The 21,512-nt window shown below is 62.1% G+C and carries 17 protein-coding genes, 1 tRNA gene, 1 pseudogene and 2 riboswitches; of the genes and pseudogenes, 7 read left to right on the top strand and 12 right to left on the bottom strand.

Annotated features, from left to right (window positions below):
- Positions 1-346: 346 nt before the first annotated feature.
- The gene (locus DIE21_RS33015; protein ID WP_124501612.1) at positions 347-919 is read left to right on the top strand and encodes a hypothetical protein; all 573 of its coding nucleotides are present in this window, start codon (positions 347-349) and stop codon (positions 917-919) included.
- A gap of 22 nt (positions 920-941) precedes the next feature.
- Here the strand turns inward: DIE21_RS33015 and DIE21_RS33010 are convergent, their stop codons facing one another.
- From DIE21_RS33010 to DIE21_RS33000, 3 genes are read right to left on the bottom strand one after another with little or no spacing between them, the layout of a single operon-like run.
- Positions 942-2,885 (bottom strand): helix-hairpin-helix domain-containing protein, encoded by a 1,944-nt coding sequence (locus DIE21_RS33010; protein WP_124501611.1) that lies wholly within the window; start codon positions 2,883-2,885, stop codon positions 942-944.
- On the bottom strand, positions 2,886-3,647 hold the full coding sequence (locus DIE21_RS33005; protein ID WP_185642892.1) for a PP2C family serine/threonine-protein phosphatase: 762 nt from the start codon (positions 3,645-3,647) through the stop codon (positions 2,886-2,888). It lies immediately after the preceding gene.
- Positions 3,644-4,318, bottom strand: a complete 675-nt coding sequence (locus tag DIE21_RS33000) for a VWA domain-containing protein (protein ID WP_124501609.1) — start codon at positions 4,316-4,318, stop codon at positions 3,644-3,646. Before DIE21_RS33000 ends, DIE21_RS33005 begins: the two co-directional genes overlap by 4 nt.
- Before the next feature lie 415 nt (positions 4,319-4,733).
- Between DIE21_RS33000 and DIE21_RS32995 the strand changes: the two genes are divergently transcribed.
- On the top strand, positions 4,734-5,354 hold the full coding sequence (locus DIE21_RS32995; RefSeq protein ID WP_124501608.1) for a recombinase family protein: 621 nt from the start codon (positions 4,734-4,736) through the stop codon (positions 5,352-5,354).
- Here DIE21_RS32995 and DIE21_RS32990 read toward each other — a convergent pair.
- From DIE21_RS32990 to DIE21_RS32955, 8 genes and pseudogenes are all read right to left on the bottom strand, one after another.
- The gene (locus DIE21_RS32990) at positions 5,348-7,348 is read right to left on the bottom strand and encodes a hypothetical protein (protein ID WP_124501607.1); all 2,001 of its coding nucleotides are present in this window, start codon (positions 7,346-7,348) and stop codon (positions 5,348-5,350) included. The two genes, DIE21_RS32995 and DIE21_RS32990, sit on opposite strands and share 7 nt — an antisense overlap.
- Positions 7,345-7,842, bottom strand: coding sequence for a hypothetical protein (locus tag DIE21_RS32985; protein ID WP_124501606.1), 498 nt, complete (start codon positions 7,840-7,842; stop codon positions 7,345-7,347). Before DIE21_RS32985 ends, DIE21_RS32990 begins: the two co-directional genes overlap by 4 nt.
- Positions 7,843-8,006: 164 nt before the next feature.
- Positions 8,007-9,728: a VPA1262 family N-terminal domain-containing protein gene (locus DIE21_RS32980; protein ID WP_124501605.1), complete on the bottom strand. Its 1,722-nt coding sequence runs from the start codon at positions 9,726-9,728 to the stop codon at positions 8,007-8,009.
- Positions 9,729-9,927: 199 nt separating this feature from the next.
- Positions 9,928-10,109, bottom strand: a pseudogene (locus DIE21_RS32975) (transposase); the annotation flags it as partial.
- A 2-nt stretch (positions 10,110-10,111) separates the two neighbouring features.
- Positions 10,112-10,741, bottom strand: coding sequence for a hypothetical protein (locus tag DIE21_RS32970; RefSeq protein WP_124501604.1), 630 nt, complete (start codon positions 10,739-10,741; stop codon positions 10,112-10,114).
- Between the two features lie 1,162 nt (positions 10,742-11,903).
- Entirely contained in the window at positions 11,904-12,314 is a 411-nt protein-coding gene (locus DIE21_RS32965) for a hypothetical protein (protein WP_124501603.1), read from the bottom strand.
- Positions 12,315-12,756: 442 nt separating this feature from the next.
- Positions 12,757-13,764: a site-specific integrase gene (locus DIE21_RS32960; protein ID WP_124501602.1), complete on the bottom strand. Its 1,008-nt coding sequence runs from the start codon at positions 13,762-13,764 to the stop codon at positions 12,757-12,759.
- A 141-nt stretch (positions 13,765-13,905) separates the two neighbouring features.
- A tRNA-Arg gene (locus DIE21_RS32955) sits at positions 13,906-13,981 on the bottom strand.
- Between the two features lie 261 nt (positions 13,982-14,242).
- On the opposite strand from DIE21_RS32955, the gene DIE21_RS32950 reads away from it, so the two are divergent.
- Positions 14,243-15,142 (top strand): cytochrome c5 family protein, encoded by a 900-nt coding sequence (locus DIE21_RS32950; RefSeq protein ID WP_124501601.1) that lies wholly within the window; start codon positions 14,243-14,245, stop codon positions 15,140-15,142.
- Positions 15,143-15,239: 97 nt separating this feature from the next.
- Here DIE21_RS32950 and DIE21_RS32945 read toward each other — a convergent pair whose 3' ends face one another.
- Entirely contained in the window at positions 15,240-17,327 is a 2,088-nt protein-coding gene (locus DIE21_RS32945) for a UvrD-helicase domain-containing protein (protein WP_124501600.1), read from the bottom strand.
- Positions 17,328-17,767: 440 nt separating this feature from the next.
- Here DIE21_RS32945 and DIE21_RS32940 point away from each other — a divergent pair, with 440 nt between their 5' ends.
- From DIE21_RS32940 to gcvH, 4 genes are all read left to right on the top strand, one after another.
- Positions 17,768-18,820, top strand: coding sequence for an oxidoreductase (locus DIE21_RS32940; RefSeq protein WP_124501599.1), 1,053 nt, complete (start codon positions 17,768-17,770; stop codon positions 18,818-18,820).
- A gap of 215 nt (positions 18,821-19,035) precedes the next feature.
- Complete coding sequence (locus DIE21_RS32935) at positions 19,036-19,407, top strand: hypothetical protein (protein WP_124501598.1); 372 nt, start codon at positions 19,036-19,038, stop codon at positions 19,405-19,407.
- Positions 19,408-19,527: 120 nt separating this feature from the next.
- Positions 19,528-19,632: riboswitch (glycine riboswitch) on the top strand.
- A gap of 31 nt (positions 19,633-19,663) precedes the next feature.
- A riboswitch (glycine riboswitch) is annotated at positions 19,664-19,796 on the top strand.
- 84 nt (positions 19,797-19,880) lie between these two features.
- Positions 19,881-20,999, top strand: a complete 1,119-nt coding sequence (gcvT, locus tag DIE21_RS32930; RefSeq protein WP_124501597.1) for a glycine cleavage system aminomethyltransferase GcvT — start codon at positions 19,881-19,883, stop codon at positions 20,997-20,999.
- 114 nt (positions 21,000-21,113) lie between these two features.
- Positions 21,114-21,494 (top strand): glycine cleavage system protein GcvH, encoded by a 381-nt coding sequence (gene gcvH, locus DIE21_RS32925; RefSeq protein WP_124501596.1) that lies wholly within the window; start codon positions 21,114-21,116, stop codon positions 21,492-21,494.
- Positions 21,495-21,512 lie beyond the last annotated feature (18 nt).

Genomic DNA, 21,512 nt, shown 5'->3' with positions numbered 1-21,512 from the left:
ATGCCTTTCGGGACGATATCCAGCTTTGTGCCGGCATGACCTGCTTACGCCAGAGCAAGCCGAGGCCGCTCGGCAGGCGGAATTGGCGCAGAACTATGCGACTTGCAGCAACGGAAGGTACCCGGCAATGTGCCGACATGATTTGCTCACGCCGGACCAAGCAGTGGCCGTCCGACAAGCGGAGCTTGCACAGAACTATGCGACTTGCAGCAATGGAAGGTACCCGGCAATGTGCCGACATGATTTGCTCACGCCGGACCAGGCAGTGGCCGTCAGACAAGCGGAACTTGCGCAAAACTATGCGACGTGCAGCAACGGAAGGTACCCAGCAATGTGCCGACACGACTTGCTCACGCCTGAGCAAGTCATAGCCGTTGACGACGCCGAGCGTCGCGCAAATTACGCCACCTGCATTCAAGGCGTGTATGCCACGCTTTGCAACCATAACCGGTTGACGCGGGAGCAGGCTGTTGCCGTGCGGCAAGCCGAGCATCGTGAGAATCGCCGAGTTTGCTCAACTCCGGCATTCCAATGGAGTTGTCGTCGTGACTGGCTTGCCGAAGATGACAACGAAGCCGCCCAGGAGGCTGCGGCCGCAGCATCGCGTGCACCCGGCCCGTCATTCCCTTCCGCACCTGCGGCTTCCGTACCCGAGGCGCCTGCCGCCGCCGTTGGTCCGGTTCAGCCGCCGGCATCCACGGCGCCCCCATCTGCAAAAGCGCGCTGTGAAGCGTTCTGGCTGGGTGCAATCGCCCCGGACGGCGGCTATGTCTACCTGTCCGATTACACGCGGCTCATCCCGCTCACTGTCGCTGACAAGGCAAAACTCGCTCAATGGCAGCGTGGCCAGAGGCTCGAGCGATGCGGAGCACGCCTGACCAATGAAGATATCGGCCAAAGTATTGCCGTTTCCGAATAGCTCTCGGCCAGGCCCATGAGGTTTAATGGGTCGCCTTGTAATCTAACTCAGTCTGGGCGACCTGCAGGTCGGCGTTGAGCACCATCTCCCGCACCAGCGTTCTCTGCTGCTCGGTCTTGAGCCGTACCTGCTTGAGCTGTTCTGGTCCGGATGACAACGGTACTTCGAGCTGTCGTTTAAGTTGCGCATAACGTTGCTGTAACGCTGCGACATCTGCCGGGTCGACGCCCTTACTCGGGTCGAACACGAAGCGCGCTTCCAGCCGCTTCCGCCAATTCACCAGTTCGTGCGTCAAACGCTCACCGAATCCCTTGACGGACCGGACTTGGTTCCAGGAAATGTCCGCCGCCGACTCGATGCCAAACGAGGCCAGCGTTGCCTTGCGCGTGGGCCCGATACCCGGAATATCATGGTCCGAGATGAAGAAATTCTCGAGGTACTTGCGAAGTTGCAGTTCACGGACATTTGTCTGTAACTTGAGTTTGTCGCTGGCAAACCGGTTAGCAAGGTCCTCATACTCGCGGCGCATCTGCTTGAATTCTTCGAGCTTTTCTTGAAACGCCTTGTCTGTGGCAACGCTGCTCCACTGCGACCACGCGGCCGAGGCGACCCTCTTCGCGTTGTCCAGTGCACTCTTACGCAGCGTCTGCTCCCGCGAATTTGTTTTTCCGCCAAAGAAAAGTAATGCCGCAACCACCAGCGCAATCACCAGATATTGCGGGACCACGATGATGCTCACGAGAATCACGACCCCAGCGGCCCAGCGGCGCGCTTCTCGCCACATTTTTGCGTTCTTCAGGTCGGGTGGTAAAGGTTTAGGCGTCAGATTGCTGGGTCTAGTGAAGACAGGCGCCGGAGCCGTGCCGGGCGACGGCACGGCCAAGATAGCTGCCCATACTCGCGCCATGTCAAACGTCGACGGCGCCGCTCCAGGTGTCGTGGTTGAGGGGATGAGACCAATAAAAAAGATAATGCCAGCACGGCGTTCCAACTCACACCAGGGGCAGCTACCCAACCCGCCGTAATACTTGTGAACGGCTTCCGTGCCGCATGCTCGAAGTTGCCCCTTGAGTCCGTCAAGGGCGGCAGCCCAACTCACCGCTGTCGGTCGGCCGCTTGCCTGGGCTCCGCTTTCCGTAAAAGCTTGTTCGAACATTGCCGCCATGACGGGCGGAAGACTTTCTGGTCCGACCGTATTTGGCGGCGGAAGCATGCCCCTGCTTCCTGCGGGAACGGCAAAAGCGTATCGGAATTCCTGAATGGCTTTTTCTGGAGGCATATCCCCGTTGCCAGAGTAGCGCCCGGAAAATGGATGTCGCCCCATCAGGAGTAGATGAAAAACAAGCAGCGCTAGTCCAAAGTTGTCGTGGTTCGGCGTGCGCAGCACGTTCCTGAAACTGGACAATCCCTGGAGTTCCGGGGGCGTGAAATGCGGTACGCCAACTTCGCATAGAAACGGCGTACTCCCATTGGGAATCTGGAATGAGTCGCAGTCAATGAGGCGCGCAAGCGTATTGCGCCCGACAAACACCAAGTTCGGATTGACATCGCCAATCACACAGCCAGCTGCATGGACTGCGGTGAATGCAGACGCCACGTTACGTGCGGCGTTTACTAGGAAAGCCCAATCGGCGCCGGGAAACCGCTGCTTTCGGTGCCCCGGCCCGTAAAGGTGATGAAGCGGCTCAGCCTGAGCCGCTTTTGGCATCAGGAAACCGCGAATTGGCCCGTTGACCGCGGGATGGAGAGTTTGCAGTGGCCAAGCCGCCACCTCCTTGAGCCAGTCGTCCGCGCGCGCAATCATGGCGCGCAGCTTCGCCTGTTTATCCTGGGAGATGGCGTTATGGTAGACCTTGGCAACCAGGTGCGGGCTGATGGACGGCACCTCGTGAACCGAGCCCTCTCCTCCTCTGCCAAGCACCCGGCCTAATGTGACGCGCCGGCCTTGCCCGTCGTAAAGCTCCATTTATGCCGTCCTGCGGGTGGCCAGAACCAGGGTCTTGTCGTCGTCAGTCCGTTCGTTGACTTTTGGGTCGCCGAGGAACTGCAAAAGTTGCGTGCCCAGCGCCTCGCACTCCTCCGGCTTCTTGCCGCGCAGGACGGCGAACATCGGGTCGAAGAAAGGGTGATGCGGCATCCGGCTGTCAAACGCCAAAGCCAGTCGCTGGAGTCCATCACTGAAGAGCGCAATCTCCTCAACATGCACAGAAGCCATCTCGACGTAGAGATGCACAAGCGCATCTTCGTCTGTCACGAAGTGCGTCATGTTCGCGTACGGGCCTGCGTCTGGCCAGAATACGGCCCCTTGGGCCGTGTGATTTGAGACCACAATCGCGCCATCACCGATTTGAAAGAACAGCGCGTCGTTGTCGCCGACGACGGCGCCCAGGAGCGTACAGGCGTAGTCGCGACAAGCCGCGTCGGTGGCAGCCGCGGTTTCCCCGACTGCCTCCTGGACCGCATTCAGCCAATCAACAACACTCCCCTTACTCAGGCCGCCCCCGCGTCGCAGCGTCGCCTTGATGCTGGCCATCGCGGTCGAGCACGCCAGGTCCGAGCCCCGCGCGGCAAAGCGTGCGCTACCGGCACCATCCGAAACAAGGCAGACAAGGTAGGGCGCCTGGTCCGGGCCCGGTACCACTTCGACGACGCACGTGTCCTGGCAGTGTCCGCCGTTCAAGGCATGCGCGGTGCCAACGGCGCTGGCGCTGACGGCTTTCCAGGTCACACTACGGTCCATCCAGAAGGCGGGGGAAGTGCCACTGCCGTGCCGGGGGTCGATTGCGACACAGACTTCATCGAGTTAGAGAGCCATTGGAACAACTCCCTAAACTTCAGCCCGTTGAGCTTCACCGGGTCGCGCACGGAAATCTGCCGAAGCACGTCCATGTTGGCGCTACCAACGGCGACCGCGAAGAACGCGAAAGACTTCGAATTTTCGCCTTCACGTACAAGGGCAGCAGCCGAATGCCATTCGTCAGTTGGCGCACCGTCCGTGATGAGAAAGACCCAGGGGCGATAAAACGCAATGCCGTTTGCGCGATATTCCTCTTTACGCTGGCGCAAAAGCTCGAGCCCTTGTTTAATGGCTACGCCCATCGGCGTGTCGCCTGTTGCGTCCAGATGGGGCGGAATGAAGTTAGGTGCCGTCTGAAAGGTGTTTTTAACCTGCACCGGCCCAAAAGTGACGACAGCCACTTCTACGCGTTTCATGGCCAGCGTGTCGGCCGCCAAATCGTCCTTGAATGCGACTACCCCCGCGTTCAGCTCGTTTATCGGCGCACCGCTCATCGAGGCCGAGGTATCGAGCAGCAGCAGACAAGGACAGCGTGGTTCGGGATTGTCCGCAAAACTATCGGTGCCGAACGGCACCTGGACGGCAAACTCGTTCTCCGGCATCGCTCTCTCCCCATATGCATGGCATGTCGGCAATCATAGCCACACTGACGAGTGCGGAAAAGTTGTTTTCCTGGCCGCCATCCGCAAGTTATAAGCAAAGTACCGCAGCGAAGGGCAGTATAGTTGTGACGACGCGCATATACAGTTGATTTTGCTGAAATTTGTGGGGACACCAATACTTCCGCACGGTGGCGCCTGAACTTATTTGAACGCTAACGCCGTTGCGTAACTGCGGCAAAGCAAGCTCTTCAAACACAGCCGGGCTCGCTGCCGGTCTGTGTATCCAAGGAGGTCGGCTGTCCAGGAAACGGTGAGTTTATGTAGACCGCACGCCTTCATGGTCGGAACACCACGCTATACCCCTCCAGATGTCGAACATTCCCATCACCAATCAACCTCTGGAATTGGGTGCAGCATGGCAATTATTGGATACGCTCGCGTGAGCACAGTCGAGCAGACCCTCGACCTTCAACGCGATGCCCTGAAAGCAGCGGGTGCGACTACCCTCTATGAAGACAAGGCGAGCGGCAAAACTGCCGACCGGCCAGAACTCGTGAACTGCTTGAAGGCGCTGCGCGAGGGCGACACGCTCGTCGTCTGGAGACTGGACCGGCTGGGGAGGAATCTCCAGGACCTCATCCGCATCGTCGGTGAACTCGACGAGCAGGGTGTGAAGCTCAGGTCGGTGAAGGAGTCAATCGACACCGGAGCCCCCACCGGGAAGCTCGTCTTCCACATGTTCGCAGCACTGGCCGAGTTCGAGCGCGAACTCATCCGCGAGCGAACTCTGGCAGGACTTGAGGCAGCCCGCGCGCGTGGCCGCCATGGTGGTCGGCCGCCCGCCCTGGACGCGAAGCGACGCAAAGCAGCCCTGGCGATGATGAAGAACCGGGACATGTCGGTCGCCGAAATCAGCCGGCACTTCCGCGTATCGCGCTCAACGCTGTACAACTTAATAGCTGCAAGCAAGCGCGAGGTGCCCGTCTTAGTGGCCGGTAACACCTCGGCCCCGGAGAAGGAGTGTCAGCTTTACTGACACTCAAGAGCCGTTAGCGCGGCCAATTTCTTTAACTGCTCCGCAGAAAACGGATACCGACGACTATCGCTTCTAGCCAGGCCGTGAGCTATAGACAGCTCCCGGTTCAGGTCGATTGAGGTGTCTCGCATTGCTTGGCGTACCTCCTCTTCGGGGACGTTCAGCAGCGCCACCAATAGAAGGTTGAGCAGCTCAACGGTATCGCTACTAAACGCTCGTAGGAAGTCTCCAAACGTAGGACGTGTGTCGCTCGAAAAAGGCATCGAAGATTGGGAACCGGCTGCGACGGATTCGCGTTGCTCCCAAATGAGACGCCGAACAGCGATTTGCCGAACCGCCGCAATCCAGAAGCTGCGATTGAGGCGGTCAATGTGTAGCATCTCTCGTGCCGCGATAGCGAGCGAGGCGTATAGAGCCCGCGCCAAGTCCTGCTTAACCGGAATCGGCCCGTTGCCTTGTGATGAGCTATCAAGCATCGATAGCCCGATGCTAAATGCTAGCATCGTGAGTTGCGCGGCATCATACCTTCCGCGCCATGTGTCGGCCACCGGCGAAAGGTCGTCGAACTCGATGATTTCTCGCAAAACCGCCGTGTGTCGCCACAGTGTCGCCCAGTGCTCGAACGCATCGTCGGACGCAACCATCGGGTAAGCGAGCAATTGGGCGCCGTAGGCAGGAATGAACGTGTGGCCCAAGGCTGTCATGAGTGCCGCGTGTTCACGCAACTCTTGGCCGCGTGAGCTTTGCCAGTCCTCAGGCGTCAGATGCCATTCTCGAAGAAAGGCGTGAACAGTCGGTGTCTCACACTTTCCCGAGAACGCATAAGTGGTCAACAGTGACTGGAAGCACCACGGCTCCCAACCTTCGGCATCAGACGGATACCGGTGGCTCCATACCGATTTATCGAATTGCTCCCCAATTGCTTCAATCATTCGGCTATCTGCATAGCCGTTAGAGGTGATACGGTTGGGGTCGTCCGTTGGTGTGCCAGAAACCGCCATGACCAACTGTCGCATCAACCAAGGTGCCCAACGGTAGACTATGGAGCCGCAATCGGGACGGGCGCGAAGTTGATGGACAACGGCATCCACCAATTCATCAACATCCTGCTTTGCTTCAGCAGCCTCAAGCTCGCTTGAGTCCGGACGTACCTTGTTGCGGGCAAACAGAATTTGATTTCGAGCCATGACAAGCAATAGCGGAATGACCGTAGACTTGTTCCAGGCGCGGCGCTCGTCGAATGCAGATGGAGCATGTTGAACAAGTGCACACCATATCGAGAATTTGAACGCGGCTCCCGCGGCTGTTAACGCTGAATCTACTGAGTACGGCTCATCGAAACGACCGAGCGCATTCAAAAAGGCATTGATATCCAAGCGACTCAGTACACGGAAGGCCGCAGTGTAGTCGGTGTATCGAAGTGGCTCGGAGCCACGCAGTCCCCACCAGATATTGGACAGGGTGGGATTGGCCGTCCATGCTTCCCTAAGAGCTTGAAACTGCTCTTGTCTGCCCGACCGGGATGTTATCGGCGCGCTATCCGAAGCGCCTAGTAGAACTTCGTCGAGGAGCCCGACAACGCGGAGTTTGAACTCCTCTTCGCCTTCGGCTGCGACAATACAGGCGTCTGGAAACAGGTGTTCTAACGAGTACGAATGGCAGGAAAGCTTGACGACCACGCGCCAGCTGTTCATTGACGCATCGCGTCGAAGCGCCTCGACGCACGCGAACGCCAACAGCGCATGTTCAGCGTATGAGGAAATCCCTCGTTCGGTTCCATCACTTACAGACTCCAGAATCCGGGCGAGCCTGTTGAGCAACACTTGCGCATCGAGGTCCTGTGCGTTGGCGCCTATAATTTGCCCCACGACAGATTCGAATACGTCGGAGTCGCGCGCGGGAAAGCTGCCATACACGTCGCGAAGAAGTCCCAACACATCTTCGTCGCTGTCGGCTACGCGTTGACTTTCAAGGCGCTCCAATGGCCATTTCATATCAGCTTCCTTGCTTTTTCGTTCAAATCGGCATTCCAGGCTTCCTGAAAAAACCTCTCAGCGTCGCAGTCGTTGACATGCCAGCCACGCGTGGTTGCGCTGAGTTCCCGGTGCAAGCCGGCGACTGCGGCACCGAAATGCCATAGCTCGTCGTCAATGATTGCGAATCGGTCATGCACGTACCCGTAATATCGCGCGAGCGTGAATTTTGTCTGAATGACTAGGTCGGTCGAGCGCTTTACAACGTGCTCATTGACACGTCTTGCGTGTTCGGCAAAGGCACGCTCATGTTCGGCGTCCACTGCTGGTGTCTGGCTCCGTGTCAGCAGCTTGACGTCGTTGGCCGCAAACCCTACAGGCATCCAGTCACAAAGAAGCTCAATCCGGGCTTCGGCGGAGCCAACGTCCGGCTGCAGGAGGTATCCGTCCAGAATCCACACGCGATGTTGCGCATCGACCATCGCGAGAGCGAATGCGTCCAATGCCTTCAGCACCTTCGCGGAATATCGAGCCCTAATAGCTTCGAGCCGAGGAAAACGGTCCGAGTCGCTCGTCGGGTGAGGATTCCCGTAACCATCCTGAACCGCGAATAGCAATTCGGGCCGTAAGGCAGGTGAGGCAGGCTGCGGAGCAGTAACAATCGGCGGCGCGTTAGACTTCATGATTCTGCCGTGCCTGAGCGTTTCTGTTCCAGGAATGCGCGCCGCTCCGAAACATACTCAGGAAATGGCGTGGCCGCACTTGCCATCTTTAGCAGGCGACGAACAACGTCTTCTCCGTCCGGTACGCGAAGAATCATCGACGCCCGAGACCCTAAGGCGTTGAGCGAATTCCCAAGAAACCAGACTTTCTCGTCGACGACCAGAAATCTGTCGTGAAGCGCAGGCGGTGAGCCACGCAATATGAGCGCGTCAAGACTGGTGACGCCATTTTCGCGCAAGTTAGATAACCAACCTTCAAAGTATTCCAGTCGTGTGCGTTCGCTTTCTGCTTTCGCCCCTGGACGGCGGTTAGAGCTGGCACCTTCCAATTTGTCTTTAGGGATTTCCGTAGGGGGCGGCGCCACAATGTCGTCAGAGCCATCTGTAGATTCGAAGGCGAGCCTCGACGTAAGTACCGTTACCGGCACGGAAGGACGAGCTATCGCCGGTAAGTACTGCAGTATCTGCAGAAAGCCGAAATATGCGTCGGCTACGATGACCCGTTCCCGCGCACCTGCAACGAGCGAGCGGACGAATCTGAGGGCCTCTTCGCGTTGACCATCCTCAAACCAATGCTGGTCGTATAAGCGAGCTGCGGCCTTCGTCTTTCGCATTGCCATTGCTTCGAACACTCTGCCTCGTCCGGTTTCTTCAAGTCCGTGACCAACCGTCCTTTGACTGACATCATTGATTTCGCGAACGCTGTAAGACGTCGGGGCCACTTTCTTCCCATCCGTGCTTGGAACGCTGACCTTCCTCTCACGTCCCACAGTGTTGATTGAGAAGTTTACTTGACGCATGAAGTGTACTGGTTGCTGCACAGCCAGGACGCCATGCACGGGATGCGTGATTACGTAGCCGCTCGCAGCCAACTTCTCGGTTTGTTCGAGCGTCAGCACACCATCGTTGGGTATGTTGACGGACATGAAACCGGAAAGCATCCGTACATGCCGCTCGAAGAGTGTCATTGTTAGCCCGTCAAGCCGCTTCCCAGGACGGGCGACCAACCGAAACAACGACTTCTCAGGCTGGTCATCCTTCTCGGGAATGAGAAAATTTTCTATTCGCTCAATGATTGGGTCCGGAACGACCAGCGCCAAGCTACCGAGATACTCAGGAAAGTCCGCCAGATTGACGTGTAGGCGATGTGCAAGGAAATCAATGACGTCTTGGTTGCCTAGAAGTGTTTCGTAGCCTCTTCGCTCGCCGAATCGCCGATGAATTCGAGACGCGGAGTTGGCCGCAAAAGGAGCAGGGTTCTCAAGGTCGTTTGACTCGGAAAAGACATCACCTGGCAGAGGATAGCCGAGCGTCGGCCAGGACGGGTCGTCCTCAAAGTCCGACGTTATTAGCTCGCGACCATCCAATCTCAGTTCGATTTCGTCCTGCTGCGCCGGAACGGGAGTCAGTAGCTGTCCATTTCCCGCGGACCTATACCACGAAAGTGCTTCGCGAGCCCGCAAAACGACGCGGCGAAAATAAACTCGTCCGCTTGTCCCCTTCAGGCTCTTACTGTCAACACCGGTCATGCTTTCTGGCGCAGGCCTGTCGGATGGCAACAAAGTCACAGTGCCGAATAGCAGTCTCGGTTGGCTGTCTCTTGTGGCTTGGAATGTGGATAGTCGAACAACCGCGTAGTCAAAATCATCGACAAACGGCGGCAAGTCAGCTGTGGTCATGTTTGATTCTTAAACGAGGTTATTCGGGCAAGCAGACTGCAAAAGCCAAGACTATCTCCTAAGTGCCAACAGACAGGATAGTAAGCCTTTGAGAGATTTTTGGGCGACTTGTGACCGGTCCCCTTCAGCAGAGCCAATCGGCTCCAGCAAAGCCCCTTTAAACCAGTTGCTAGAAAGCGGCAGGAGCATCCGCTATTGCTCAATGTTTCGCTGCAATTTCTGATGGCGAACGGTAGTTCAGTGCAGTGCACTGCTCGTTATAGTCCCGGCGCCATGCCGCGATGACAGCCCGCGTGTGGGCGAGCGTCGTGAACCAGTGCTCGATAAGGCATTCATCGCGAATTTGCCGTTGAACGATTCGATGCACGCATTCAGCGTTGGCGCTACCCCAAGCGCAGCCCTTCCCCATGCGACACCTTTTGCACATAGAACAAATGGGGGAGGTCAGCCGCGTGACCGCGCCGGCGCGCCTCCTCAAAAAGTCGCTTCGATTGTTCCCGCACACCGTGAAACCCCGGCTGGTTGGCTAGGCGCTGCAGCAGCGCGCCCAACGACTTGACGTGTCGCTTATTGCTGAATTCGGCGATGAGCGCATAGTGCTCCGCCATCTCCTCCGCCGGTCGCCGCCAGGTCCATACCGTCCGGCCGCGCTCCGGCCGCCGCGCAAGCTCGTACTCCAGCCACGCCAAGCGCGGCTTGCCTGCGATGTCGCGTAGCTTCTCGCCATCCATGCCCTGCCCGTCCGTCGCGAGCATCAGCCACTCAACCTGCTGGCACCCATCGGGCCAGTACATCACAAGCAGCGCGTTGACCAGCCCGCGCTTTCGCTTCGTCACGCGTTGCGCTGGGGTGCTGCCGATGCCATACCGCAGGTGAAATTTGCGGGCCAGCGATTCCGCTTTGCTCGCGGACACAATGCCCTGCGTGTATCGGTAGTAGCCCTTTGGGATGACGTCGAGCACGCGCGCGAGCGCGGCCGTCTTGCTGCGTGCAATCGGGGTAGAAGCAGGCATGAGGAAAAGCTCCGAAGAGTTGTCATGCCGGCGTATAGCAAAAAAGGAGCGTGTGTTTGCGGTGTGAAGCGGCACAACGCAGGCACACGTAATGATGTTCCGAGAAATGCCCCCCGCCATGCCACGCGATGATGCTATACGCGCATAGGCAAGATGCAGCGCGAAGGGAAACATGCCGGCGAAGGCCGGCGCGTGACCGCACGCATGGCAGTCTGCCTGGTGGCCCCTGCCCCATCAGGAGCCAGCAGGCAGACCGCCAACTGCACACATACATACACCGGGGGAAACTCCACGCGACGACTCGCCAAGTCGTCGCAAACCGCCGTAGCTCTATGCCGGGTAACGCTGGCTGGTAGGGCTGCAACGGGCGCTGGATGGCGACAGCCATCCTTCGACCCAATCCGAAGAAGTTGGGCGACACGGACACGGGAGTCTGGGCAACCAGACCGAACCCCGTTCAACGTGAAGCGGTGAAAATCCGCACTGGGGGGCGTTCGGAAGCGAACGGCGTTACCCGGTCTCGGCAGGTGGGCTGATGAGGCGTCAGAAATGGCGCAGGGGCACGAGGGGAAACCTGGACTGCTCGGCACCGCGCGGAAATGCGTGGGTCTCTGGATAGCTTAAGCCTGTAATTGGGGGTGCGAGTCCCCCATCTGAGTAAAGACCCTTAGATATGCCCCGCCGGGGTGATGAGCCGGTGAAGGTTTCGGGACGGTAACCCGATGCTATGGAACATCGTAGGGCGAAAGTGGCCGTCGGCCATGAAGCGTATGCGACTTCCGAAACCTGAGGCTCCATATCTCAAATCGTGGGTTTGACGCGTTGAGCTAACGTGGGAATCTCTGACGGCCATTTGACCAGGGTGGCACCTGGGACGGCGCAAGAGAGGGAGCGGCGGATAGTAAAGCCCGAGCCGAATGCGAGACCTAATCAATCAAGCATGACGCGAGCCCCGTTGGGGCGCTTGAAAACTGCCAGCGGTTGAAAGGTGTATGTACCCAAGATGGGAAGGGCTTGGCGGCCCGTTTGCAGTCTATGCCGGACGCGATGCTTGGCGGCATCGCGCCCGACCCTCTGCCCTGGCGGGTGGAGCAGCGGCATTGAAACTAGAACGCAGTGGTCTCGGAGATAACTCACTCAGCCCCGCCCAGCGGCGGGGCTTTCAAAACTCGAGGTCTTCGAGCACGAACGCATAGGGCTTGAACTCCGGATGTGCCGCTACCAGTTCGTCTGGCCAGCCGACGACGCAGCGGAACTCGATGTCCCAGTTCCGCGTGTCGGGTTGTATATGACGGAGAAATATCCCGGCCGGATGCAGTAGGTCCAGGAGCCGGTCGTACAGTGCCCACTGCCTAGAGCCTCTTGGAGACCGATTGCGGCAGCGCCGTGACAACTCATCCCTGAGTTCACCGACGGTTTTCTCTTGGCCTGGCAACTTCAGGTTTCGGAGAGCTTCACGGGCCTTCTCTTCTATGCGTGAAGTAGCTGCCTCCGAAGGCTCAATGCTCATTTCCGTGCCCGGTACGCCCGCAACGTCGGTCCCGGCCACCAATCTCAAATGCACCATAGTCATGCTCCCAGTCGCAATGTGTCGTACGGACCCGCCCACTGCCGTGGACAGGCGTGCGAATCCATATCGCCTCGAATTTCAAGACAATCGTCTTGAAGTTGCAGTTAGGCGACTGCGCACAAATCGCGGGTTGGCTGCTCAGACTAGCAGGCCCACGGTAACGACACGCGACCCGGCAATAAGCGAGGGCGGTGTCCTGCCGGACTTGGGGTGTGCCGACAGCGGAGACTTAATGGTGGCTAAAAAGTATCGTCTGGCGACTCATGCACCGTCAAGCGTTTTCCGAAGTAGCAGCCGCGTGGGCTTGTCGCACCGTTGTCGTGGTGGACATGCCTGCAAAACTTATCCGCCATCAGCCAACACAAGCAGCGGCGCAGAACGTGCACATCGTGGCATCCCATCTCACCAATACCTTGCTTGAGATGGGATGCCACAACATTTTCCATTAGTTCGCAACTGCGTCGACAGCCGGCTTCCGTACTGCCGCCACAAGTTCCTCGTCGGTGGGGTTGTAGTAGCGCATGGCCATTTGCAAGGTGCGCCAGCCCATCACCTTCGCCAGCGTCGCAGTTTCGACTTTCGGCGCAAGTTGTGACGCCGCTTCGTGCCGCAGGTCGTGAGGACGCAGCCCGACGATGCCAGCGCGTTTGCAGGCTACGGCGAACGCCTTGCGCAATCCGCGCGCGTCGTGAAAGGTCGTGAGCCGTCCCGAGGCCTGCTGCGAAAGTGCGCGAATGGCATCTTCCGCCCGCTCCGACAGCGGCACCGTGCGCGGGTCCCCGTTCTTGGTCAGATTGAGGCGGATGACATGCCGTGCGAGGTCAATCTGCTGCCAGTCGAGTTTGACCATCTCGCCGGACCGCATGCCGGTTTCAATCGCGAGGATGATGCAGAGTTTCAGTGCCGGCGTCTTGCTCTGGCCCGCCGCCTCCAGCAGCCGTGCTTCTTCATCGCCCCGAAGCCGTCGCTCGCGATGCTGTCCCTTCGCCGGCCACTTGACGCCGTCGAGCGGATTGCCCATCGGCAACTCCCACAGCTCCCGGGCGGTCCTGAAAACGGCCGAGATGATGACCAGTTCTCGGCGGACAGTTTCGGCACAGCACTTTTTCAGGCGCTCGTCCCGGTAGTTCGCGAAGTCGACCTTGCGCAGCGTCGCCAGCGGCCGGGCGGCGAGAACGTGCTTCTGCAGCGCGCGGATGCGGACCACTTCGGTTTGCGAGCCACGCTTTTTGGGGGTCTCCTCCTTCGCATACCGGGCCAGCAGGTCGCCGAACGTCGTGCGTTCCAGGACGGACCGGTCGATGAAGGTGCCGAGCGTCATCTCGGCCTCAACGGCGGCAGCCCACTTCTGGGCCTGCTCGAGGGTCTCGAATGTTTCGGTCCGGCTGGGGTAGCCCTTCTTGCGAATCTGGGCCTGATACTGGTGGGGGCCGCGGTGGGTGATGGAAGCCATCGCCTGTTCCTTATCTGGTTGGGGAACAGGGTATAGGTGCGAGTACGGGGGATGACTGCAGCAGAATTGCTGCAAGAAGCCGGAAATCTTTGGCGGCGCCGCCCGAGCTGCGCAAAAGCCCTTGATTTTACGACTTGTTTTTGGCGCGCCCGGCTGGGATCGAACCAGCAACCCCTGCCTTCGGAGGGCAGTACTCTATCCATTGAGCTACGGGCGCGTGTGACAATGACGACAGTGAAACGACCCCAATAAACCGGCCGCCCACCATTGGCAAGACGGCAAGGATACCCGGTTTCCCATGACGCGTCCACCTTGCCCGCCGAATCCCCGTCAGGCCCCCATTCGTGCGGGTAAACACGCGCCCTCGCGCCGCTCGCCGTGATGTAAACGTTCCGTCTATAATCGTCCGTGCTTCATTGGACTGCCATTTTGCCGTTGCACCGCGCTCACAATTCCTATTCACGGAGACGAGGCAAGCATGAGCGAAGCACCCCACGAATCTCCCGTCAAAACCCCCGGGCAGCTGATTGCCGTCGTCATCGCATCATTCGCGATTCCGATCGCCCTGATCGTCCTGTTTGCCACCTATGCCAACCACGCGTTCCGTTCGGGCGCGGGCACGGACGCGCTATCCGACGAACAGGTCGCCGCGCGCATCGCACCGATCGCGAAGGTCGACGTGAAGGACGCCAATGCGCCCCGCACGTACAAGACCGGCGAGGAAGTCTACAAGGCCGTGTGCGTGACCTGTCACGGCACGGGCGCCGCGGGCGCGCCGAAGTTCGGCAACAAGGACGACTGGGCGCCGCGCATCTCGCAGGGCTTCGACACGCTGCTGAAGACGGCGCTGTCGGGCAAGGGCGCGATGCCGCCGCGCGGCGGCACGAGCCCCGACGACGTCAGCGACTATGAAATCGCGCGCGCGATCGTCTACCTGGCGAACAACGACGGCGCGAACTTCCCCGAACCGGCTGCTCCGGCCGCCAACGCGGCGCCGGCAGCGAGCGGCGCGGCGGGTGCGGCAGGCGCATCGGGCGCCGACGCATCGAACGCGCAGGCCGCCGCCGCGATGGCCGCGATCGCCGCGATTCCGAAGGCCGGCGAAAAGCCCGCGGCCGCGCCGACCAGCGCCGACGCCGCGTCGGCCGGCAAGGCGCTGTACACGCAGGTGTGCCAGGCGTGTCACGCGGCCGGCGTGCTCGGCGCGCCGAAGTTCGGCAGCAAGGAGGACTGGGCGCCGCGCCTGAAGGAATCGATGGATACGGTCTACAACTACGCGCTGCACGGCAAGGGCGCGATGCCGCCGAAGGGCGGGGCCAGCGCGTCCGACGCCGACGTGAAGGCGGCCGTCGACTACATGGTCAACGCGGCGAAGTAACGCCAGCCGGCCAGGAAAAACCCCCGCGGTGCTCGCGCATCGCGGGGGTTTCGTTTATCCGGATCGCCCGGGCGTCAGCGCGCCGAAACACGCCGCATCACTTCTGCAACAACGCCTTCAGGCTCGCGAGGCGGTCCTTCGGCGTCATCGGCGCTTCCTCCGGCGTCGGCGGCGGCGCTTCGTCGAGCCCCATCTCCGGGATGAAGCGCGACGGCTCGCACACGATCGTCTCGCGCGCCCGCTTGCGCTTCTTGCACCAGTTCAGGTGCAGGCTGCGCTGCGCACGCGTGATCGCGACGTACATCAGCCGGCGCTCCTCCTCGATCCGCTCGCTGTCGATCGGGCCGTCGTCCTCGCTGCCGCCGCGGTGCGGCATGATGCCCTCCTCGACGCCGACCAGGAACACGTGCGGATACTCGAGCCCCTTCGACGCATGGACGGTCGACAGCCGCACGGCATCCGGATCCTCGTCCTTGCCTTCGAGCATCGACATCAGCGCGACGGTCTGGATCAGGCCGAGCAGGTTCTTGCCGGTATCGGCCAGGCCGTCCGCGTTGTGGAACCCTTCCGCCTCGCCGTCGACGGCTTCCGTCTCGGGCTTGGTGCCCTTGCGCTTCAGCCATTCGAGGAATTCGAGCACGTTCTGCCACTTCGACTGCGCCTGCCGCTCGTCGAACGCGTCGTACAGGTAGGCCTCGTAATGGATGGCCTCCATCATGTCGTCGAGCACGACGGTCGCGGGCTCCTTGTCCGCGCGATCGGTCAGGCGCTGGATGAAGTCGCAGAACATCCTGAGCGGCTCGACCTGCCGCGCGGACAGCCGCGCCTCGATCCCGCCCATGTACACGGCCTCGAACAGCGACACCTTCGCCTGGCCCGCGAACGAGCCGAGCGCCTCGAGCGTCGTGTTGCCGATCCCGCGGCGCGGCGTCGTGACCGCGCGGATGAACGCGGGATCGTCGTCGGCGTTCGCGATCAGGCGCAGGTACGCGCACAGATCCTTGATCTCGGCCTTGTCGAAGAACGACTGGCCGCCCGACAGCACGTACGGGATCCGCTCGCGCCGCAACACCTGCTCGAAGATCCGCGCCTGGAAGTTGCCGCGGTACAGGATCGCGTAGTCGCGGAACTGCGCGCGCCGCTCGAACTTGTGCGCGGACAGCCGGAACACGACCGATTCGGCTTCATGCTCCTCGTCGTTGCACGGCGTGACGGTGATCGAATCGCCCATCCCGTGCTCGGACCACAGCTTCTTCTCGAACAGCTTCGGGTTGTTCGCGATCACGTTGTTCGCGGCAGTCAGGATCCGTACCGTCGACCGGTAGTTCTGCTCGAGCTTGACCAGGTGCAGCCTGGGGAAATCCTTGCCGAGCTGCGCGAGGTTCTCGAGCGTCGCGCCGCGCCAGCCGTAGATCGCCTGGTCGTCGTCGCCCACCGCCGTGAACGCGGCGCGCGGGCCGGCGAGCAGCTTCAGCAGCTCGTACTGGCACGCGTTGGTGTCCTGGTATTCGTCGATCAGCAGGTAGCGCAGCTTGTTCTGCCAGCGGTCGCGCACCGGCTCGTTCTTCGCGAACAGCTCGGCCGGCAGGCGGATCAGGTCGTCGAAATCGACCGCCTGGTACGCATGCAGCGTCGCGACGTAGTTGCGGTAGACCAGCGCGGCCTGGTGCTCGTCCTCGTTGGCCGCGATCGTCATCGCCTCCTCGGGCATGATCAGGCCGTTCTTCCACAGCGAAATGGTGCTCTGGATCTTGCGGATCAGGCCCTTGTCGGTGGTGCCGATCTGCTCCTGGATCATCCCGAAGCAGTCGTCCGAATCCATGATCGAGAACTGCGGCTTCAGGCCGACGTGCTCGGCTTCCTGGCGCAGGATCTGCACGCCGAGCGAGTGGAACGTGCACACGGTGAGCTGGTTGACGGGCACCTTGCGGCCTTCCTTGCCGGGCGTGGTGAGCGTCTTGCCCTCCAGCAGCTTCGACACGCGCTCGCGCATTTCGGCGGCGGCCTTGTTCGTGAACGTAACGGCCGCGATGTGGCGCGGCTCGAAGCCTTTCGCTTCGATCAGGTGCGCGATCTTCTGCGTGATCACGCGGGTCTTGCCGCTGCCCGCGCCGGCGAGCACGAGGCAGGGACCGTCGAGGTAGCGCACCGCTTCGTTCTGAGCGGGGTTGAGGCCTGCGGACATGATGGCGGATGATGTTGCGGTTGACGGCGGAACGCCGGGAGGATGCGGCGCGCGGCAGGCCTGGGATGCAGGCGGACACGCGGGCAGGACGCGCATGTTAACACGTCGGCGGCGCGCTTTTCGCGAGCCCCGCCGGACGGGGCCGCGCGGGCAGGCTGGCCGTTTCGCGCCCTGCCCGATCGGCCAATCCGGCCCCATCCACGGCCCGATCGGCCACAATGGACGCACGTCGGCGCGGCAGCACCGGTCCCACGGCCGGCCGCGCGCAGTGCGCTCCCGTGCCGCGCCAAACGCCGGCCGCGGCCGCGCGTGCGCCGCACCCTGCCGTGCGTTTTGCCGAACGCGTCGGTGCGGGCCGCCGCGCCATGCCAAAATAGCCGGTCGTCCTCGCGCCTCCACGGCGCGCCATCCTTTCGTTTCGTTCGCAGCCAGGGATTGCCATGTCGTCATTGCTCAGGATTGGTTTGATGGGTTTCGGTTTCGCCGGCGCGACGTTCCACGCGCCCGTGATCGCCACGAGCGGCCGCACCGAGGTCGCCGCGATCGCGACCGGGCAGCCCGATCGCGCACGCGCCGCGTATCCGGGCGCGCGCATCGTCCCCGATCTCGATACGATGCTCCGCCTCGACGACATCGACTGCGTGGTGATCGCCACGCCGAACGACACGCACTTCACGCTCGCGCGCCAGGTGCTCGAAGCCGGCCGCCACGTCGTCGTCGACAAGCCCGTCACGCTCACCGCCGACGAAGCGCTCGCGCTCGCGCGGCTCGCGAACGCGCGCAGCCGCCTGTTCGCGCCGTTCCACAACCGCCGCTGGGACGGCGACTTCCTCACCGTGCGCCGCGTCGTCGAATCCGGCGAACTCGGCCGGCTCACCTATTTCGCGTCGCACTTCGACCGCTTCCGGCCGACGCCGCGCACGCGCTGGCGCGAGGAGCCCGCACGCGGCGGCGGCCTGCTGCTTGACCTCGGCCCGCACCTGATCGACCAGGCGCTCGCGCTGTTCGGGCTGCCGGAAACGGTCAGCGCCACGGTCAAGACGCGCCGCGACAACGGCACGGCGCCCGACTTCGTGCACCTGCTGCTCGGCTATCCGGACAAGGACGTCGCGCTGCACGCGAGCGCGCTGTCGGCGATCGAGCCCGCGCGCTTCACGCTGCACGGCACGCGCGGCAGCTACCAGAAGTTCGGGCTCGACACGCAGGAAGACCAGTTGAAGGCCGGTCTCACGCCGGACCACGTCGAGTTCGGCGGCGGCAACCCGCCCGGCGTGCTGCGCACGCTCGACGGCGACGTCGAGCTCGAGCGGCCGGTGCCGACGCTCGACGGCCAGTATGCGGAGTTCTATCGCACGCTCGCGGCGTCGGTCCACGACGGCGCGCCGTTCCCGGTCACGCCGCAGGACGCGGTCGACGTGATGACGATCATCGAGCTCGCCGCGCAGAGCGAGCACGAAGGCCGCCGGGTGCCGTTCGTGCGCCGCACCGTCTGACGGCCGCCGGCCGGGTCGGCGCCGATCCGGCCGCAGCCGCCCTCCCGCGTCATCCCGCGCCGCGCCGCACGCCGGCGGCGGCCATGCGTGAGCCGCCCCGGCGGCACGCTCCCGAACATTCCGTTACAAATGGTGCGGGAACGAAAGTCAGCGGTCGTCCGGTCTGAAGCGTTTCTCGAAAAGTCGATCCGACACCAAACCGTCAGGAGAATGTAATGCAACGGTTGATTCGCGCAGCGGCATGCTGCGTCCTGGTTTCCTCGCTCGCGGCCTGTGTCGTGCAGCCGCAGCGGCCGGTCCGGCAGGCGCCCCCGCCCCCGCCGCGACCGAATCCGCAGGTCGTCGCGAACGACCGCCTGCAGGAGGTCCAGGTCCGGATCGACAACCTGCACCGCCGGATCGACGCACGCGTCAACGGCGGCTACTACCCGCCGCCGTACGGCGCGCAGCTGCACCACCGCCTCGACGTGATCCGCCAGGAAGCGAACGACATGTCGACCCAGCACAACGGCGGCCTGTCCGGCGACGAGCAGCGCGTGCTGAACCAGGAACTCGACACGGCCGCGCGCGCGATCGGCGAGCAATGACCCGCCATGCCGGCCTGCGCCGGTGCCGGCAAAAAACGGCGGCGGCCCGCGCCGCCGCATGTCGCGAAGCGACATGCTTTTGCTCAAATTGACAATGCCCACCTGCTCGCGTACAGTCGCCCGCACGCGTCGGGAGAGCGTGTGACCGCGTAGCTAGCAACGCCGGTCGCGCCGCCGAAGGGGCACACCCGCAAACTCTCAGGCAAAAGGACCGACCGCGTCGGGGAATCCCGTCCGCGCATTGCGCGGGCCGCACTCCCCGCACTCTGGAGAGCGGCAGTAGCCCGTTGCGCACATGCAGCGCGGGCAAGCTGCCCACCGAAGGGGCGCGCGTTCGCCGGCCTTGCCCGCAACGCAATCTCTCAGGTATCGAGGACAGAGGGGCATGTACCGGATCGCTTCGCAGGCCATGGCCGCGACGGTCGGCACATGGCCGTTCTGACCCGCGCGCAAGCGCCTTGCCTGAGGCCTCGATGACTGCCCTGAATCACACCCCGCTCAACGCCGCGCACCGCGCGCTCAATGCCCGCATGGTCGACTTCGGCGGCTGGGACATGCCCGTCAACTACGGCTCGCAGATCGAAGAACACGAAGCCGTGCGCACCGACGCCGGCATGTTCGACGTGTCGCACATGTGCGTCGTCGACTTCACCGGCAGCCGCGTGCGCGCGTTCTTCGAGCACGCGATCGCGAACCACGTCGGCAAGCTCAAGACCCCCGGCAAGGCGCTCTACTCGTGCCTGCTCAATCCGCAGGGCGGCGTCATCGACGACCTGATCGTCTATTACTTCACCGAAGACTTCTTCCGCGTCGTCGTCAACGCCGGCACGGCCGAGAAGGACATCGCGTGGTTCAACCAGCTCAACGAACAAGGCGGCTACGGCCTGACCATCGCGCCGCGCCGCGATTTCGCGATCGTCGCCGTCCAGGGCCCGAACGCCCGCGAAAAAGTCTGGACGACGGTGCCCGCCGCGCGCGCCGCGACCAGCGAACTGAAGCCGTTCAACGCCGCGCAGGTCGCCGGCACGCCGTTCGGCGATCTCACCGTCGCGCGCACCGGCTACACCGGCGAAGACGGCTTCGAAGTGATCGTCCCGGCCGTGCACGTCGAAGCGCTGTGGACCGCGCTGCAGCAAAACGGCGTGCGCCCGTGCGGGCTCGGCGCCCGCGACACGCTGCGCCTCGAGGCCGGCATGAACCTGTACGGCCAGGACATGGACGAGACCGTGTCCCCGCTCGACGCCGGCCTCGCGTGGACGGTCGACCTGTCGGCGCCGCGCGAGTTCGTCGGCCGCGCCGCGCTCGAGCGCGACGGCACGCGCGCCGCGTTCGTCGGCCTGATCCTGCTGAAGGAAAACGGCAAGGCGGGCGGCGTGCTGCGCGCGCACCAGAAAGTCGTCACGCCGCACGGCGAAGGCGAGATCACGAGCGGCACGTTCTCGCCGTCGATGCAGGAATCGATCGCGTTCGCGCGCGTGCCGGCGGCCGTCCAGGTCGGCGACACCATTCATGTGCAGATTCGAGACAAGCAACTTCCCGCGCGCGTGGTAAAACTGCCGTTCGTGCGCAACGGCAAGGTCCTCGCTGCGTAACGACCGGGGGCCCGCCTCCCGGAAAGCCGGGAAATGGCGCCCGGCGCAACCCCATCCGGCGCGTCCCGGCGGCGCGCCAGCATAACGAACACATCTTTTATCCAGGAGCATCCGATGAGCAACGTCCCGGCCGAGCTGAAATACACCGACGAACACGAGTGGATCCGCACCGAGGCAGACGGCACGCTGACGGTCGGCATCACCGATCACGCGCAGAACACACTTGGCGACATCGTGTTCCTCGAGTTGCCGAAAGTCGGCACGCAGGTCAAGGCAGGCGACGCCATCGGCGTCGTCGAATCGGTGAAAGCCGCGTCGGACATCTACTCGCCCGTGACCGGCGAAGTGGTCGCGATCAACACGGACGTGGCCGACGCACCGGAAGAGGTGAATGGCGACGCGTACGACGCCTGGCTGTTCAAGATCAAGCTCGCGGCCGACGCATCGACCGACACCCTGCTCGACGCTGCCGCCTACAGCAAGCTGATCGACTAATTTTCCTTACCCGAACCG

The sequence above is a fragment of the Burkholderia sp. Bp9140 genome (genome assembly GCF_003853425.1).
In the GTDB taxonomy this organism is placed as follows: Bacteria; Pseudomonadota; Gammaproteobacteria; order Burkholderiales; family Burkholderiaceae; genus Burkholderia.
This window is presented reverse-complemented; position numbering and strand designations above follow the sequence as displayed.